The sequence below is a fragment of the Sulfuricurvum sp. genome (assembly GCF_028712165.1).
Lineage (GTDB): Bacteria > Campylobacterota > Campylobacteria > Campylobacterales > Sulfurimonadaceae > Sulfuricurvum.
Genome location: NZ_JAQTQR010000041.1, coordinates 1 through 18,529, shown reverse-complemented (window position 1 = coordinate 18,529; position 18,529 = coordinate 1). Strand labels below are relative to the sequence as shown.

The following is an 18,529-nucleotide window of genomic DNA, read 5'->3' as shown; positions in this document are numbered from 1 at the left end:
ATTATATGACTACATCAAAAGAAGGATAAAACGTGAAAAAAAATATCAAGAAATTGCTGAAAATTATCAAAACTAATTCAAATAGAATCAAGTACAGAATAAATGATATTTTAAAACCGAATGCATTGCGTGCGTATTGGTACAGTGATGTCTATAATTTTGGGGATGCTATAAATCCTCTTGTTATTCAACACTTTAGCCATAAAGATGTAACAAAGGTTGAACCATTTTTGTATAATAAACAACACTATTTTGTAATTGGATCAATTCTTGGAAGAGTAAACAAAAATTCTATTGTTTGGGGCAGCGGATTTATTTCTGAAACCGATATGTTCAAAGAAAGACCTTTAAAAATACATGCTGTAAGAGGTCCAAAAACACGTAAAAAACTTCTTGATGCAGGGGTTGATTGTCCAGAAGTTTATGGGGATCCTGCTTTGCTATTACCAAAACTGTATAATCCAAAAATAAAAAAAATTTATTCCTTAGGAATCATCGCACACTATTTTGATAAAGACAATAGTTGGCTACAGAATAATATGAATAACAATAAAATAAAAATAATTGATGTATCGCAATCAAATCCTTTTGGTTTTATAGATGATATTCTAAGTTGTGAAAAGGTTGTTTCCAGTTCATTACATGGAATCATTACTGCCGACGCATATGGGATACCCGCAAAATGGATAAAACTATCAAATAAATTACATGGAGGAGATTTTAAATTTCTAGACTATTTCTTATCTGTAAAAAGAAAAGATACTGAGGCGTTTGTGATTAATGCGGATACCTCTCTTGATGAATTAAACCTTTTGTTTAATGACTCATACAAAATTCAAATCGATTTAGATAAACTGATACAATCATGTCCTTTTGATATATCATCTAGAATAGTGTAGTACACAATACCATGTCTAATAATACAAAAGTATCTGTTCTCATTCCCCTATATAACACTGAAAAATACATTGGGGAAACTGTACAGTCTGTACTCGCTCAAACTTACCCAAACATAGAAATCATAATTGTTGATGATGGTTCAACTGATGATAGCTATAACGTTGCTAAACAGTTTGAATCTGATCGTGTCCATGTGTATACCCAATCCAACAGCGGCCCTGGAAAAACACGTAATGCCGCATTTAAACTTTCAAGCGGAAACTATATCCAATACCTTGATGCAGACGACCTATTAGAGCCAGATAAAATTGCACTGCAAATGGAACAGATTCAGGAGTATACAGACAAAGCTCTTTTCATAGGAAGCATCGAAGAATTCAGTACCGCAACCTCTTTTCGAAAAAAACATACCTACCCCTATTTCAAAAGTTATAAGAATCCCATAGAGTTTCTCATTGACTTTTGGAATTTTGGAGGAATGCTTCAAATCGGTTCATTGCTCATTCCAAGACAACTCATTCTAGAAAGTGGGCCATGGAATGAAGATTGGATATTAAATGAAGATGGAGAATTTCTTTGCAGGTTAGTTGCCCATTGTAATGAAATCGTTCATGAACCTAAAGCTCTATGTCATTATAGACGGGACAACATTTTCAGTCTAAACAATACAAGAACTCCAAAACACTATCGGTCTCAATTTGAGTCATATGAAACGTATTTCCTTATTGTAAACACTCATCCTGATAGCAAAGAACTAAAAGAGGCATTATTCAGACAATATTCCCGGTTTATCCAAAACGTTTATTTGAATTTTCCTGAATTAGTTCCAGACGTTCTGGCCAAAATCCATCTTTTGGGTTATTCTAATCCTATTCCAGTAGGTAACAAAAAATTTCGCCTATTGACACATCTAATCGGTATTAAAAATAGCGTTGTTTTAAGAAATTTTGTAAGAACCTGTCGCCACATATTAATATCAAAAATGAGAAAATCATGATTCCTGTAACTAAAACCTATTTACCGGATAAAGCAAAGTACCAACGTTATATTGATGAAATATACGTAAATGGCTGGGTTACAAACGGAGGACCACTAGTCCAAAAACTTGAAAAACGGTTAGCGGAATACTTAGGTGTAAAAAATATTGTTTTAGTTGCTAACGGAACCGTAGCATTAGAAATTGCTTATCGTGCGCTTGGCATCAGCGGCTTTGTCGTAACTACCCCATTTAGTTTTGTAGCAACCACGAGTTCACTGGTGACGAATGGTTTACTCCCAATATTTTCCGATATTGATCCCTTGACCTATAATATCGATCCTAATCACATAGAAGAAGCAATTACTCCAAATACTTCCGCTATTTTAGGAGTACATGTTTTTGGTAATGCTTGTGAGGTTGAGACCATTGAACATATCGCCAAAAAGCATCGGCTTAAAGTAATATATGATGCTGCGCATGCGTTTGGTGTCCAATATAAGGGGCAAAGCTTACTCAATTACGGAGATATTTCAACCCTAAGTTTCCATGCTACCAAACTTTTTCATACCATTGAAGGGGGTGCTCTGATCATCAATGATGATACCTTGGTGCAAAAAGCACGCTATCTGATCAACTTCGGCATTGAAGACACTGAATCCATTCCTGAACTGGGTACCAATGCTAAAATGAATGAATTTGAAGCTGCTATGGGATTATGTCTATTAGATGATCTGGAGTTAATTCGTGAAAAAAGAGCATCTGTTGAAAACATATATCAGAATGAACTCAAAGATATTGTGCAATTCCAAAAAAGAAATCTTCATGCTTCACAAAACTTCAGCTATTTTCCAATCGTCTTGAAAAGTGAAAATGAGTTAAAAACTATCCAAACCGCTTTAAACGCGCAGGATATTTTTCCTAGACGCTATTTTTATCCTTCTTTGGATACTCTAAAGTATATAGAACCAAAACAATATTGCCCTATAGCTAGAGATATCGCAAAACGCATCCTATGTTTACCGATGTATGCTGATTTGGAATCTGCTGACCAAGACCGCATTTGTAAGATTGTTCAAAGCACCTTAAAATTTCTCAATGGAGCAGAATAATGAAATGCGGGATCATGCAGCCTTATTTATTTCCATACCTTGGGTATTGGCAACTTATTCATGCAGTTGAAAGCTATGGAATCTATGATGATGTCAATTATTTTAAACAGGGCTATATCAACAGAAATACTATAATTCTAAACGGTCAAGCTCAACGTTTTACCTTAGAACTTATCGGAGCCAGTCAAAATAAACTGATTAATCAAATTGAAGTGGGAAACAATTCGGAAATGCTCCTCACTCAATTTCGGCATGCCTATGCCAAAGCACCCCATTTTAATGAAGTTTTCCCTCTTCTTGAGAAAATTCTACGTTTTCCTGAAAAAAACCTTGCTAAATTCATAGGAAACTCTATACAAAAAATCGCTGACTATCTACAGTTGGATACCCGAATTTTTTACACTAGCGATTATGTTAAAAATGATTCATTGCGCGGAGAAGAAAAAGTAATCCACATGTGTGAACTCTTTGGTGCTACCCACTATATCAATGCTATCGGCGGACAAGAGCTCTACTCAAAAGAGAGCTTTTTGGACCATGGGATAACTTTAAATTTTATTTCAATGAATCACATCGAATATCCGCAATTTGATTTGGATTTTATTCCGAATCTCTCAATTGTAGATGTAATGATGTTCAACAGTATCTCAGAAATCCATACTTTGCTCGATGCATATACTTTAGTATAAACTTTCTGATCATGAACAACTTAAAATCAAAAGGGACAAAAGCCTTTTTGTGGGACATAATAGGTAAATTTGCCAAAAATGGCATAAGTTTTATCGTTATGATCTTTTTGGCACGTCTTTTGGAACCTTCCGATTTTGGTCTTATTGCGATGATCATGGTAATTGTAGGTATCGCGCAAATTTTTTCAGATATTGGTTTAGGATCGGCGCTTATACAACGTCGGCATATTTTACCTATCCATTATTCATCTGTCTTTTATTTCAATATTGTATCGGCATTCGCTCTGACACTGATTGTCTATTTTTCGGCTTCTAGTATCGGTAAATTCTATAATAATCCCGATATTGTGCCATTAGCCCAAGTGATCTCTTTAGCATTTTTTATTGATGCCCTCTCGAGTGTTCAAAATATTAAGTTACGAAAAGAATTAGATTACGCACTTATGACAAAGCTCAATCTCATCTCTTCTTTTACCAGCGGTATTATCGGAATCACATTAGCGTTTAATAATGCAGGTGTCTGGAGTCTGGTAGCACAAGTATTGTCACAAGGATTTATTTATGCGTTTTTAGTCTGGGGTGCTGCCAGATGGCGGCCGACAGCTCAGTTTTCATTAAAAGCACTATTCCAATTATGGGGTTTTGGATTCCGCATGTTTTTATCCGGTATTTTGGAGACACTCTTTACAAGACTTGATTATATACTAATAGGAAAACTTTTTTCTCCGGCTGTTCTTGGCTTTTTTCAACAAGCCATGTCTCTAAACTCAATTGTTATTCAATACTCTTCCGGCAGTTTAATGGCAGTTCTTTTCCCCGTTTTAAGCAAAATTCAAAAAGATTTAATCCGTTTTCAAAATGTTATAAGAAAGGCTTTTGCCGTTATCTGTTTTATAGATTTCTTAATTCTAGGAGGCTTGTATGTCACTGCAAATGAATTAATAGTCCTTATTTTTGGTGCAAAATGGGAGCCATCTGTCTATTATTTTAAAATCCTTGCACTAAGTGGATTTGCCTATCCAATCAGTGCTTTACTCGTTAATATTTTAAGCAGCCGTGGCAATTCAAAAGCTTTTTTACGTTTAGAAATCTATAAAAAAATATTAATTGTAGGCAACTTCTTTGTTTTATACTTTTACGGACTGGATCCATTTCTTTATGGGCTGATCGTTACTTCAGTAATTGGTGTTGCTTTAAATATTTTTGCAGCTTCGAAAGAGATCCATCTTCCAAGTAGATTGTTTATACGTCCTCTTCTATCACAAGCTTCTATAGCCGTTATATCAGTAACGATAACTATTTTTTCTGTTCAACACATTCATATATCACTGATTTTAATGTTTTTAATACAGGGTATATTATATCTTTGCTATTATTTCTTTTTGTCATGGGTGTTTAAAACAACTTCGTTTGCAGAAATACTCGAGCAAATTCAACCGTATTACAAAAAAATTATCCGAATGAAAGAAACATCGTAATGATCAGTATATCTGAAAATGAGATTATGAAAAACTGGTCTTCCAACCATATTCTGGTCAGTATTTGTTGTGTGACCTATAATCATGAGCCTTATATCGCCGATGCACTCGATGGTTTTTTAATGCAGAAAACAAACTTCGCTTTTGAAATCATCGTCAGAGATGATTATTCTACCGACAAAACGCCAGCTATCGTTAAACAATATGCTGACAAATATCCGAATATCATCAAACCTATTTTTGAATCTTCTAACCAATATTCAAAAGGGTTCCAGCCTTTCCCAGCAGTTATGAACCGTTCAATCGGTAAATATATTGCAATATGTGAGGGGGATGATTATTGGACTTCTTCAGTAAAACTTCAACGTCAAATAAACTTTTTAGAGCAAAATCCTGACTACTCACTCATCTTTCATAATGCAGAAATTAAAGATTATGATCATAATGGAACTGTAATTGATACACGATTACACACGGAAAAAATACCGAGCGGGGAAGTAACGGTCGCTCAAATACTTATGACAAAAATTGTTCCGACAGCTTCAGTAGTTCTAAGAAATGTTGATTTATCTTATTATTTTTCTAAACAATACCCTGTTGGCGACACACCATTATTTATGTATATGGCAAAATTTGGCCGTTTGTACTATAGTAATGAAATCACTTCAGTCTATCGTATTCTAACAACAGGAATGGTAAAATCTACATTGGATAGAATGGATAAACATATTGCCTTTATCCCTTACTACAAAGATTTACAACAAGAGTTTTCCGATTTTGAAATTGATGATGTAATCGACAAATTGTTAAGTAGAAAATATATGTTAACTGTAATAACTTCTCTCAAAGAAAAACAATTTGGTTATTTTATGAAATATGCCACATTATTTCTGTTTTTATATCCTAAAGCTTTTATAAATACAATTTTAACCGAGTTCAAACTAAGATAGAATATCACAATTCAAGAAATGGAATGAAATGAAATTTTTTAAACTCATCTTTAATAAAATATATCGAAAAATATTGGAAAGTTCCTTTGTTCATCCAAACCAATATGCAAAATCACGTGGAGTCCGATTTGGATCGCATTGCAGTTTTAGAACAAAACAATTTGGCAGTGAACCCTATCTGATCAAAATGGGAGATTATGTCGCAACCTCTGTTGATGTTAGTTTCGTCACACATGACGGAGCAGTCAGTGTGATAAGACAATACGATGAAAAATACAAAAAAATCGACTTGATTAAGCCGATCAATATCGGTAATAATGTTTTTATAGGATGGGGAGCAATTATTATGCCCGGAACAACCATAGGCGACAATGTTATAGTAGGTGCAGGCAGTGTTGTGAAAGGTGAACTTACTAATAACAGCATTTATGCTGGGGTTCCTGCTAAATATATTTGCTCACTCTCAGAATATATTGAAAAAAATGAACCCCTTTTTCTTCAAACTAAACATTTAAACATTGTAGAAAAAAAGAAATTTTTAGTTGAGCATTTTACACAACAGCTGCAAGGAAATATATGAAAATCTTAATCTATGTTAGTTCTTTGACTGCAGGTGGAGCTGAAAAAGTAGCAAGCCTTATGGCTAATTATTGGGCAGAAAAATATCATGTTATTCTTTTGACAGATACTCCTATCGAAGAAGATTTTTTTGCAATTGATTCACGTGTTGAACGACAAACAACAAACTTTTCTACAGCCGGGTTCTCGTTTATTAAAAAAATATTTTTAAATCTTTCCAGCTTACTGCAACTTCGTCGTATCATTCAAACAAACCAACCCGATGTTGTCATAAGCCATATGGATATTTCAAATGTCCGAATTTTATTATCATCGATAGGATTGAAAATTCCTGTAGTAATTGAAGAGCATAACAATCCTGCTATGGTTAGAAAATTACCTCAACCATGGAGATTCTTTCAATCATTCGCTTATCATCAATTAGCAACCATCATCGTATTACTCACAAAAGATCTTGTCAAACACTATCCATCCACACTCCAATCTAAGATTAGAATTATCCCAAATCCATTAAATATTCCTACAATTATTTCTGATTCAGATGAAGTAACTCTCTCTAAACCAACCTTTATTGCCATTGGAAGCTTAACGAGACAAAAAGGGTTAGATTACCTCCTCGAAGCATTTGTACTTGTCTCCAAGGTAAAACCGGAATGGAGTCTAACTATTTTAGGTGAAGGTGAATTGCGTCGTGATTTAACTGATTATGCAGAACAGCTCGGAATTGCAGATAAAGTATATATGCCAGGACGAGTAAAACACCCTTATTCGGTTTTAAAAGATGCCGATGTGTATGTTATGTCCTCACGATTCGAAGGCTTCCCTGTTGCTTTATGCGAGGCAATGGGGGTAGGATTACCATGTATCAGTTTCGATTGTCCTACGGGACCGGCTGATATTATTGTAAATAATCAAAATGGAATACTGGTTGAATACCTAAATATAGAGTGTCTAGCTGAAAAGATGATTGAACTTGCAAATGACCCTGAGCTACGCAAATATTTTTCATCCGAAGCACTCAAGATCAATGATACATTAAGTCTTCCATCAATTATGTCCCAATGGGAAACCGTTATCCAAACAGACTGTAGAGTAACTACATGTTCGTAACTATCCTCTCTATTCTTCTGGCAGTTTATATCCCATGGCAAATAAATCTACATATGAGAGAAGTACTTATTGCTCTAGTAGGTACTTTGATGCTTACAAGCAATTTAAAAATAATTTTTCCAGTACCTACATCTTACATTAATAGTTTCCTGTCCCTTACCCTCATTTTTATCATCTATCTTTTATATGTGCTGAATACAGCTCCCTTGGTAGTTTTAACTTTTATCGTCTTGATACTTACTAATATCTTTGTTGTTGCCTTTATGTTTTTGTTTTATGACAAACAACATCAACTTTTATTTACCAGTATAAACAGTGCATTAATCCTGTTTGTATTTGCTTGGTACCTACAATTTTTTGTTTATTACATTACTGGGCATTACATTGACTTTCTTCAACCTATCACCGGTGAAGCTCAACGGTATCAAGCCTATTTCTCTTCTTCTAGTTTCTTTATACGACCAACCAGCCTTTTCAATGAACCCGGGACATATGCCATGGCGACCTTACCATATCTGGTATTGAGCTATTTAGAGAATAGAAAGCTAACCCGCTTACATTATTTTACATTGGCCAGCTACTTTTTATCACTTTCTCTTTTTGCAATTGTAGTTGCGGCTGGATTCATGATCATTGTTATGTTATATAAAATTTTAATCGATCCATCTATAAACAAAGGAAAAATGATCTCTATTTTCCTGATAGTATCAAGTATTTTATTAATAGGGATAAAAACCTATAACGATTATCGTTTTAACTCTGCTGTCAATCTTCGTCAAATTGATATTAGGACAAATGTCATTAACGGATGGCTAGCTGAAGATGAATTCTCCCTCCTTTTTGGAAATGGGTTTGATATAAACGAAAAAACAGCTGATGCGACCGATACATCACTCTATTTCCGTGTTGTCTACGATTATGGTGTCTTATCGTTACCTTTGTTCATACTATGTTTTTATATGGCATGGGGACTTCCATTGTTTTTTGTGCTCATTGTTTTTTTAACAAAAATCAGTTATTTCCACTATCTCTTTTGGTACTTTATGGCTGCACTGATGGTTTTGAATCAGAGAAAAAGAGATTCCAATAATTAAATACTTTATTACAGAAAGAAGACCTAGATGAAAAAACAAAAAGTACTATTTTTCTTACCTCAAATGGCCGGAGGAGGTGCTGAAAAAGTAACAATTAATATCATGAAACTACTCGATAAAAAATATTTTGAAGTATATTTAGTGACATTAAGCGATAAGGGTCCTGCTATGGCTAATGTCCCTAAAGATATTCATATTCATATACTAGATGTCAAAAAAACACTTTTTTCATTTTTTAAACTTAGAAAAAAAATCACTGAAATTAATCCTGACATAGTATTTTCTTCTTTATTTAGAGGAAATATTGCATTAGTCGTAGCATTAACTTGGAGTAAATTAAAGCCATACATCATTTTACGTAGTCCTAACTCTCCCAAACTATTGATTGCAAATAATGAGCTCAGCAGAATTATGAAATATCTCATCGAGTTCACTTACACCAAATGTGATCAAATTATTGCACAGACACCTGAAATGCGAGAAGAAATCATAAATTTTCATGGTATTAATCCAGACAAAATCAAAGTCCTTTTAAATCCGATAGATCAACAAGATATAGATAATAAAACTGTAAATAGTGTGAGTCCCTACGACTCTGAAAATATTAATGTCATTGCTGCCGGAAGACTGCACCATCAAAAAGGATTTGATATTCTTATTGAAAGTTTTGCGCATGTTATCACTAAAAATCCTAATTTCAAACTCTTTATTATCGGAGAAGATGTTTCAGGAGAGAGAATATCACTTGAGCAAAAAGTTAAAGATTTGAACTTAGAAAATCACATTACTTTTTTAGGTTATCAATCCAATCCTTATCCCTATTTTAAGTTTGCCGATGTATATGTCCTCTCCTCACGATGGGAAGGGCTTCCTAATACGGTATTGGAGTCCCTTTATTTAAATACACCTGTTATCTCGACCAAATGTATCCCTTTTTTATCAAAGTTGATTCACGATGGTGATAACGGATATTTGGTGGAGGTAGAGGATATTCATGGACTTTCCAATGTTATCTTAAAGACTAAAGAGATTAAACGTATTTTTTCCTCAACTGTCGATAGTAAAAAAGAACTCAATGAAATATTTACTAATTAAGAAGTATACATCATGAATATTACCAATTTCCACGCTATAGCTCATCGACTATATCTTTTAAATATACCTTTTTTACCAAAAGTGATATATTACATTCAATTTTTACTTTTTAACTCTTCTCTTCCAGCACAAACAAAGATAGGGAAAAATACAAAATTTGCCTATGGTGGAATTGGCTGTGTAATACACGAGCGAACCGTAATTGGTGAAAATTGTATTATTGGACAAGGGATCACGATAGGTGGTAAATCAAAAATCAAAGAAGTTCCCGTAATCGGTGATTATGTTTATATCGGAGCCGGGGCAAGAATACTTGGAAATGTCACAATCGGAGATAATGTCGTTATCGGTGCGAATGCAGTAGTGATTCACAATGTTCCTTCTAACTGCGCAGTTGCCGGTATACCCGCAAAAATTGTGCGTACCGTTGAACCAAATATTAGAATGGAAGACTATGTTTAAAATTGCGGCTTGGTATGATAACTATCAAGCACCTGCTGTATTAATGATCGATGACTTAAGCGATGCCTATATTGACCTTTATCCTGAATCTTATAAAAATGACTGGGGGTATTTAGGTGATCAAGAAGGGTCTGCCTATCATTTTCTCCAACAAGAGCTCCTTGACTTTTATCCGGATATCAAAATCACTTTCTTTATTCCCTATTTACGGCACGGAATTTTGAATGAGAATTGTAATTATCCAATCCAAAAGTATGCTCTGGGAGAGCGATTAGAGTATCAACAGTTTTTACAGAAACTGATAGCATCCGGACATGAAATAGCTCATCACGGCTCAAATCATGGACGTTATGTCAATCCAAATCTATGCACTGTCGGCCAAAACTGGATTCACGAATGGGCTTTATTTGATACAGTTGAAAAAGGTGTCAATGTCACACAAAAAGGGATTGAGCTTTTCAAACAAACAACCGGTGTCACTATCGTCGGAGGCAAATACTGCGGATATGTCGCCATTCAAAATTCTGCAGAAATAATCGATCAGTGCAATTTTTTATATTGGTGTGACAACGGACACTATCAGTCAAATGATACTCATTACTTTGGAAAAAATCGTATTTTTTCGTTTCCAACTTCTTTTGCCGGCAACAAATTCATCCGCTTATCTTATATCACAGGCGATGCGAGCAGAGACCGCCAAAAGCGATATATGAAATATCTACAGCCACTTTATAATTTACTCGCCTATTATCAATTATATCAGCTTTACAAACACCGAAAAATCATCAGTATTCAGGAACATATCTCTCCCTCAACAACATGGGGAACTGTACAATCTTCAAACATTGTGACCGATATAAAAAGTTTAAATAAAATATTCGGATTCTTATGTCCGCGCAATATTTGGTATGCGACATGCGCTGAAATCGCAACCTATCGTTATATTAAAGAGAACTCTATTTTGGAGTGGGATAGCAACAAACTGACCATATATTTCACCAACACCAGAAAGCTGTCAGAAACGGTCCTCTCCATCACACATCAAAACCCTTTTTCGCTGCAACAGGAATGTGTTATTTATCATTCTGAGCAAAAAAATGGACTACAAACGGTGAATATACCTATTACAGATGGATATAATGAGTTTGAATACACTATTAAAGATAATTAAATGAAATCTGTCTTACTTATTGGCCCCATAGCAAATAAAAAGGATTCTACAAAAACAGGTGGAGTGATTGTCTTGTTTTTAGATTTGCTTCAACAGTTCGATCAAAAAGGGATCAAATACAGCGTTATTGATACCAACAAAGAAAACTATCCCAATAAAGTAATTGCACTGTTATGTATCTGGTATCAATTACTCATCAAATCAAGACATTTCGACCATTTATCTGTCCACTGCACAATTGGCGATTTTATGTTTATCGCCCCAGTGGCCACATTATTAGCAAAAATTTTGAGACAAACGGTTAGTTTAAGAAAATTCGGTGGGGACTTTAAAGAAGACTATGATTCCCTGAACATTATTCTCAAACCAATCGTTTCATGGACATTAAAAAATTCAGACGCCAACTTTTTTGAAACCAAATATTTGGTCAACCATTTTTCCAGTTTTAACCAAAATACCTATTGGTTTCCAAATGTTCGGAAAAAAGTCGAAATACTTCGTTCCGGTCCCTTCCAAAAAAGATTTATTTTTATCGGAACAATTACTAGGGAAAAAGGTGTAATAGAACTGCTAGAAGCTTCAACATTACTCGACGAATCATACACAATACACCTGTATGGACCAATAGCCGAAGATATGAAAGGATTTGATTTTTCTCCTTATCGCGCCAAGTATCAAAGAGCACTCAATCCAAAAGAAGTGCCGCTAATTTTAAAAGATTATGATGTTTTGATCCTCCCCTCATACCGCGAAGGGTACCCAGGCATTATAATCGAAGCACTTTCAGTCGGATTACCGATTATTGTTACCGAATTAGCAGGTATTAAAGAGATGATAGATGAAAAATGTGCTATATTTATACATTCCAAAAACACTAATGATATTAAAAATAGTGTTGAATGTTTTGACGAAGTTAACTATAAAGATTTGTCTGAAAATACGCTAAAGTGTTTTGAATCATTTGACAGTGATATCCAAACTCCTAAATTCATTCAGATGATTTTAAATGAGGAGCAATTTCTCTAATGTTGGGAAATCTTAAAAACCTTTACGACTGTCTCCCGAAAAAATTTTTATTTTTTTTAAAAAATACTCCAGATTCAATCCTGTTTGGCAAATCATATACACAGTGGAAATCAAAAATCTCTTTTGATAAAAATCTCTTTGATATACATCTAGCCGAGACATTAAATTATGCGCGAGAACATACCCTCTATGGTAAAGATCACATACCTCTGCATGTCGATGCTAACAATGCACGCTCTATTTTAGAGTCTTTGCCGCTTGTCACATCATACGATATTGCAACAGATCTGGCATACTATACATCGGATGAATTCAATCTATTTAACTCTTATCTGACAACAACGGGCGGAACCGGTAGAAATCCTACCACCATTTTGCTTTCTAATGAACTTTATGGAATTGAATGGGCACATGTACACCACATTTGGTCATTTGCCGGCTATGAACGAAAAAGAGACGTAAAACTCACTTTGCGCGGCAAAATGCTACGTGGAAGCAAACTTGTAGAGCTTAGCCCGATCCACAATGAACTAATAGTAGATATTTATAAAGTCAATCATAAAAATTTTAAAGATTTTCTTGAAATTATCAAAGATTATGATATTAAATATATTCACGGATACCCATCCCTTGTAAAACAATACATGGAGTTTTTTCAAGAAAACAATTATCACTTAAAACTAAAAGGTGTCTTTTTGACGAGTGAAGGTGCAACCGTTGAAGAGAAAAAAAAGATTTCTGATTTTTTCAGTTGTAAAGTAATCTCATTTTACGGACATTCAGAACGAGCTATTATTGCCGTTGATAATGAAGCTAACGGCATCTATAAAGTTTACTCTTCATATGGTTACCCAAGAATCGTTGATGGTGAACTTGTGGTGACCTCTTTTGTAAATCGCGCTATGCCATTAATTAATTTTTGTATGGGAGACGGAGCGGAACTCATCGAAGATGAACATTCTTTTTATCTCAAAAACATCACCAGCCGACGAGGAAAAGACTTTCTCTATTTTTCAAAAGACAATAAGATTTCTGTGACTTTACTTGCCATGCATACTGAAGTCGAAAATGATATCTTGTATTATCAATTTCACCAAAAAGAATTTGGAAAAGTCGAAATACGATTATTACAAAAAACTGACAGCACAATGCCGACGCAAAAATTATCTGAAAAATTTGCCGAAGCCATTCAAAAAGAGTTAAAAGATTTCATAATCGACGTTAAAATAGTCAGTGAAAATGAAATTATCAAAAGTCACAGGGGCAAAATGATTTTATTAGTGCAAGAGTTAGAAAAATGAAACAAAATACCAAACATCTACTGCTTATAGGTCCTATGACCAATATCCAAGAACCTTCAAAAACAGGAGGAGCTGTTGTATTATTCGAAAATTTACTTCAATATTGCAAAGAACACGGTATTTCTTTCAATGTGATTGATACGAATAAATTCAATTATTTTAATCGATTTACAGCATATATTTCAATTTTTATCCAACTGTTGCGATATCTCCCTAGTACATCCCATGTTTCATTTCATAGTTCTCGAAATTACATTATTTTATCTATCCCTATACTTTTATTTAGCAAGATCTTAAATAAACCGACGAGCCTTAGAAAATTTGGAGGGGAAGCAGCAAACGTATACAACGATGCCGGTTTTTTCAAAAAAGCCCTTCTAAAATTTATTTTTTCAAACTTTGATACCCTTTTTATGGAAATGAAATTTCTTGTCTCATTTTTTAAAGAGATCAATCCAAATACGTACTGGTTTCCAAATGTTCGTAAACGTCCTGAGCTTAAACCCATCGAAAAAAACTACTCCAAACGTTTTGTTTTTATCAGCCATGTTAAACATGCTAAAGGAGTTGATGAAATATTAGAGGCATCCAACCGGTTGGGTGAAGAGTATACTATCGATATATACGGGCCGATCGTTGAAGAAAAATATACACCTGAATATTTTCAACAATTCCGGGCAGCATATCAACAATCATTACCTTCTCAGCAAGTATTACCTACATTGAATCGATACGATGTGTTATTACTTCCAACATTTTACAAAGGGGAAGGCTATCCAGGAATCATTATTGAAGCCTTCTCTCTAGGAATACCCGTGATAGCAACTACTCTGCAAGGGATTCAAGAGATTACGGAAAACTATAAAACCGGTATCTTAATCGAACCTCAAAATGTCGATCAACTTGTCTCAGCAATGGAATATTTTGCAACTGCCGATTATGACCTGATGTCAAAAACCGCCCTTGCAAAATTCAATGATTTTGATACAGATATTCAAACTGTCAATTTTTTAAAACAAATCGAAGTTTGTTGAATAATGAAGAAAGTATTACAACTCTTAAAAACAATTGTTTATTTAAAAAAAGAACAAATTTTTTTTCGTCTTTACTATTTTTTTCGTCGTAAATTTCGTACCAACCTCCAGTGGAATTATCCGCTTACAATACAATCCAAAAGTTCATTGCTATCCTTCCAACCTTCAATTCATTCATATACATCCTATCAGGATTTGAACTTTACATTCCTCAATAAAAGTCATACTTTTTCACTACGTATCGATTGGAACTTTTCTGAATACGGCAAACTTTGGACTTACAATCTATGCTATTTCGATTTTTTGCATCAAACATCCATCAGCCAAGAAGAAGGAATTACATTAATACATAATTTCATTGACCAAGCAGCCTTGCATAAAGATGCCCTTGAACCCTTTCCGATTTCATTACGCGGTATCAACTGGATTAAATTTTTATCTTTACACCATATATCGGACCCAATCATAGACGATTCTCTGTTTTCACAATACCATATACTCCTTGATAATCTGGAATATCATCTTTTAGGTAATCACCTCCTCGAAAACGGTTTTTCTCTCCTGTTCGGCGCCTATTATTATCAAAATGAATCCTTTTACTCTGCAGCAAAAACAATTCTGTTATCAGAACTCGAGGAACAAATTTTATCTGACGGTGCCCATTTTGAGCTTAGCCCAATGTATCATCAAATTATGCTTTTTCGTGTATTAGACTGTATTAACCTCGTTAAAAATAATCCGTGGAAAACGCATGAACTTTTACTTCCACTTGAAAAAAAAGCTTCACTCATGTTAGGATGGCTCACAACTATTACCTACAAGGATGGGTCCATACCTCTTCTTAATGACAGCGCAAAAGGTATTGCCCCAACTTCAGCAAATTTATTTGAATATGCCCGTCTACTTGAAATTTCTCCACTCATCCAACCGCTTACAAAATCCGGATATCGCAAAATAGTTACAGAAAATTATGAATGTGTCCTAGATGTCGGGAATATTGGTCCTGACTATATTCCTGGTCATGCCCATAGTGACACTTTCAACTTTGAGCTTCATATTATGGGTAAGCCATTCATTGTTGATACCGGTATTTCAACTTATGAATCAAATCAGCTTCGTCAAATTGAACGTTCAACTGCTTCTCATAATACTGTAATGATTGACAACAAAGAACAAAGCGACGTATGGGGAGGGTTTCGTGTTGCCGATCGTGCAAAAATCATCCATCTTTCCGAGAGTCAAAGCACAATCGAAGCAACACATGACGGTTATCTCAAGATCGGTGCTTTGCATACTCGCAGATTTTCGTTTGATTCCAAGCATATTAAAATTGAAGATACCGTCCAAAGTAAAAATTCATATCCATCTGTCGCCTATTTACATTGTCATCCAGATACGATAGTCAACATTAACGATAATACAATACTCATAAACGATGTGACCGTTACATGTCAAAATCATAGTTCTTTGGCACTTAATACATACAACTATGCACCTGAATTTAATACCCTAATCCCTGCAACCGTAATCGAATGCACCTTTCAAAAAACACTAAGTATGGAAATCACACTATGAAAATCCTTTTTATTACCGATAATTTTCCGCCGGAAGTCAATGCACCTGCTACACGTACCTATGAACATGTACAAGAGTGGATTAAAGAAGGAACTGATGTTACAATTATTACCTGTTTTCCTAATTTTCCTCATGGAAAAATATATGCTGGTTATAAAAACAAACTGTATCAAAAAGAATACATAGATGGGATCGAAGTAATTCGGGTTTGGAGCTATATCACGGCTAACAGTGGATTTATTAAACGGGTACTCGATTATGTCAGTTTTGCTTTTATGGCATTTTGGGTCGGTCTATTTCAAAAATATGACATTATCATTGCGACTTCCCCACAATTTTTTACAACATGGACAGGATGGGGATTGTCAAAAATACGGAGAAAACCATGGATATTTGAACTTCGTGATTTATGGCCAGAATCTATCAAAACTGTCGGAGCAATGAAGCAAGGACGAGTAATCGATATATTAGAAAAAATTGAATTGGCTCTCTATCGTGATGCGACACGAGTCATTGCCGTCACAGATGCATTCAAAAATAATCTCATTAAACGCGGTATAAATGCTGAAAAAATCGACGTTATAACCAATGGATCAAATGTTGAATTGTTTTACGATCGAACAAAAGATCCACTACTATTAGAACAATTAAATATCAGTGGTAAATTTATTATTGGATATATCGGGACACACGGGCTTGCGCATAGCCTAGATTTCATTGTCCAATCCATCGCAAAAATATCTGATCCAGACATCCATTTTTTGTTCATTGGTGATGGTGCAATGAAGAAAACTATTGTTGCTTTAGCGAATGAGTTTTCTCTTACTAATGTTACTTTTTTAGATCCGATTTCCAAAGAGGACGTTCCTATGTATCTATCCATTTGTGATGTATCACTAGCTCCTCTAAAAAAAGAAGATAATTTTAAAACCGTTATCCCATCAAAAATCTTTGAGGCATCCGCCATGCGTAAACCAACGTTACTTGGGGTGGAAGGTCAGGCTAAAGAGATTATTGAGCATCACAATGCGGGCTTGTGTTTTGAACCTGAGAACGAAAGTGATTTTATTGCAAAAGTGCAACAGCTCAAAAATGACCCTATTTTATATTCCTCGCTTCAGTTAGGTTGTGATTCACTTGCCATAGCGTATGATCGTAAAAAGCTCGCTCATCAGATGTATACTATCATCAAACAACACATATAGGATTATTCATGTTATCTAAAGATATTGGTCGTACGTATAATATGTTAAGTGGTAATAAAATTAAACGAATTATCGGCTGTTTTAGAGCTCCAGGTGTTCATGCAGTTATAACTTTACGGTTTGGACAATGGTTATTGGCACAAAATATTTTACTTAAAGTCTTATTGACTCCATTATATTTGTATATGTATAGACAAGACAGGTTATGGGGTATTGAAATACCTAGAAATACTTCAATTGGTGAAGGCTTTTATATTGGTCATTACGGAGGGATAACAATCTCGCATAAAGCAAAAATTGGTGTAAATTGTACTATTTCACAACTTGTAACCATAGGTGTATCTGGAGCAGGAGATAAAAGAGGAGCACCAATAATTGGTGATAATGTTTATATAGCACCTGGCGCAAAACTATTTGGGAAAATTACAATTGGAAATAATGTCAAAATTGGAGCAAATGCAGTTATACATAAAGATATACCAGATAATGCCATTGTTGTTCTTAATCCAGGTTATTCTATCATTTCCTAGAATGAAGACTTTGTAAAAAAATTAAAATGAATTTTTGTTTTTTTTAAAATAAACATATGCTATCAGATGATATAATTTAAAGGTAAAATACAGTTATGAAGTTGTACCAATAAACAATGCTATTTAATTCCTATGCTTTTATATTTGCATTTTTGCCCGTGATGCTTATCGGGTATTTTTGGCTACTGCGACAACGGCTTATAATGGGTTCGAAAATATGGCTGGTTGGAGGGAGCTTGTTT

General features: G+C 34.6%; 18 protein-coding genes. All 18 read left to right on the top strand.

From position 1 onward, the window contains the following. Positions 1–32: 32 nt before the first annotated feature. The 18 genes from PHP90_RS08475 (at position 33) to PHP90_RS08390 (ending at position 18,287) form a co-directional block, all read left to right on the top strand. Positions 33–899 (top strand): polysaccharide pyruvyl transferase family protein, encoded by an 867-nt coding sequence (locus PHP90_RS08475; RefSeq protein ID WP_299928180.1) that lies wholly within the window; start codon positions 33–35, stop codon positions 897–899. Positions 900–910: 11 nt separating this feature from the next. After that, a complete protein-coding gene (locus tag PHP90_RS08470; RefSeq protein ID WP_299928177.1) occupies positions 911–1,897 on the top strand; it encodes a glycosyltransferase family A protein in 987 nt (328 codons plus the stop codon). Then, a complete protein-coding gene (locus PHP90_RS08465) occupies positions 1,894–2,988 on the top strand; it encodes a DegT/DnrJ/EryC1/StrS family aminotransferase (RefSeq protein ID WP_299928174.1) in 1,095 nt (364 codons plus the stop codon). The genes PHP90_RS08470 and PHP90_RS08465 overlap by 4 nt, the downstream gene beginning before the upstream one ends. After that, entirely contained in the window at positions 2,988–3,677 is a 690-nt protein-coding gene (locus tag PHP90_RS08460; protein ID WP_299928171.1) for a WbqC family protein, read from the top strand. Before PHP90_RS08465 ends, PHP90_RS08460 begins: the two co-directional genes overlap by 1 nt. A gap of 11 nt (positions 3,678–3,688) precedes the next feature. Continuing rightward, complete coding sequence (locus tag PHP90_RS08455) at positions 3,689–5,155, top strand: lipopolysaccharide biosynthesis protein (protein ID WP_299928168.1); 1,467 nt, start codon at positions 3,689–3,691, stop codon at positions 5,153–5,155. Positions 5,156–5,181: 26 nt separating this feature from the next. After that, positions 5,182–6,105, top strand: coding sequence for a glycosyltransferase (locus PHP90_RS08450; protein WP_299928165.1), 924 nt, complete (start codon positions 5,182–5,184; stop codon positions 6,103–6,105). Between the two features lie 28 nt (positions 6,106–6,133). After that, positions 6,134–6,685: an acyltransferase gene (locus PHP90_RS08445; RefSeq protein ID WP_299928162.1), complete on the top strand. Its 552-nt coding sequence runs from the start codon at positions 6,134–6,136 to the stop codon at positions 6,683–6,685. Then, positions 6,682–7,794, top strand: coding sequence for a glycosyltransferase family 4 protein (locus tag PHP90_RS08440; RefSeq protein WP_299928159.1), 1,113 nt, complete (start codon positions 6,682–6,684; stop codon positions 7,792–7,794). The genes PHP90_RS08445 and PHP90_RS08440 overlap by 4 nt, the downstream gene beginning before the upstream one ends. A gap of 53 nt (positions 7,795–7,847) precedes the next feature. Beyond that, entirely contained in the window at positions 7,848–8,888 is a 1,041-nt protein-coding gene (locus PHP90_RS08435; protein WP_299928156.1) for a hypothetical protein, read from the top strand. Positions 8,889–8,915: 27 nt separating this feature from the next. Then, positions 8,916–9,983: a glycosyltransferase gene (locus tag PHP90_RS08430; RefSeq protein WP_299928153.1), complete on the top strand. Its 1,068-nt coding sequence runs from the start codon at positions 8,916–8,918 to the stop codon at positions 9,981–9,983. Positions 9,984–9,995: 12 nt separating this feature from the next. After that, positions 9,996–10,445: a hypothetical protein gene (locus PHP90_RS08425; protein ID WP_299928150.1), complete on the top strand. Its 450-nt coding sequence runs from the start codon at positions 9,996–9,998 to the stop codon at positions 10,443–10,445. After that, a complete protein-coding gene (locus tag PHP90_RS08420) occupies positions 10,438–11,616 on the top strand; it encodes a hypothetical protein (protein ID WP_299928147.1) in 1,179 nt (392 codons plus the stop codon). The genes PHP90_RS08425 and PHP90_RS08420 overlap by 8 nt, the downstream gene beginning before the upstream one ends. Beyond that, on the top strand, positions 11,617–12,642 hold the full coding sequence (locus PHP90_RS08415; RefSeq protein WP_299928144.1) for a glycosyltransferase family 4 protein: 1,026 nt from the start codon (positions 11,617–11,619) through the stop codon (positions 12,640–12,642). Between the two features lie 2 nt (positions 12,643–12,644). Further along, positions 12,645–13,943: a hypothetical protein gene (locus PHP90_RS08410; protein WP_299928141.1), complete on the top strand. Its 1,299-nt coding sequence runs from the start codon at positions 12,645–12,647 to the stop codon at positions 13,941–13,943. Then, positions 13,940–14,977 carry a glycosyltransferase gene (locus PHP90_RS08405; protein WP_299928137.1) on the top strand — a complete coding sequence of 346 codons (1,038 nt, stop codon included), beginning with the start codon at positions 13,940–13,942 and terminating at the stop codon, positions 14,975–14,977. The genes PHP90_RS08410 and PHP90_RS08405 overlap by 4 nt, the downstream gene beginning before the upstream one ends. Positions 14,978–15,172: 195 nt before the next feature. Continuing rightward, complete coding sequence (locus PHP90_RS08400; RefSeq protein ID WP_299928134.1) at positions 15,173–16,552, top strand: alginate lyase family protein; 1,380 nt, start codon at positions 15,173–15,175, stop codon at positions 16,550–16,552. Further along, positions 16,549–17,757 (top strand): glycosyltransferase family 4 protein, encoded by a 1,209-nt coding sequence (locus PHP90_RS08395; protein ID WP_299928132.1) that lies wholly within the window; start codon positions 16,549–16,551, stop codon positions 17,755–17,757. The genes PHP90_RS08400 and PHP90_RS08395 overlap by 4 nt, the downstream gene beginning before the upstream one ends. A gap of 8 nt (positions 17,758–17,765) precedes the next feature. Next, positions 17,766–18,287 carry a serine acetyltransferase gene (locus tag PHP90_RS08390; RefSeq protein WP_299928131.1) on the top strand — a complete coding sequence of 174 codons (522 nt, stop codon included), beginning with the start codon at positions 17,766–17,768 and terminating at the stop codon, positions 18,285–18,287. The last annotated feature ends 242 nt before the right edge of the window (positions 18,288–18,529 follow it).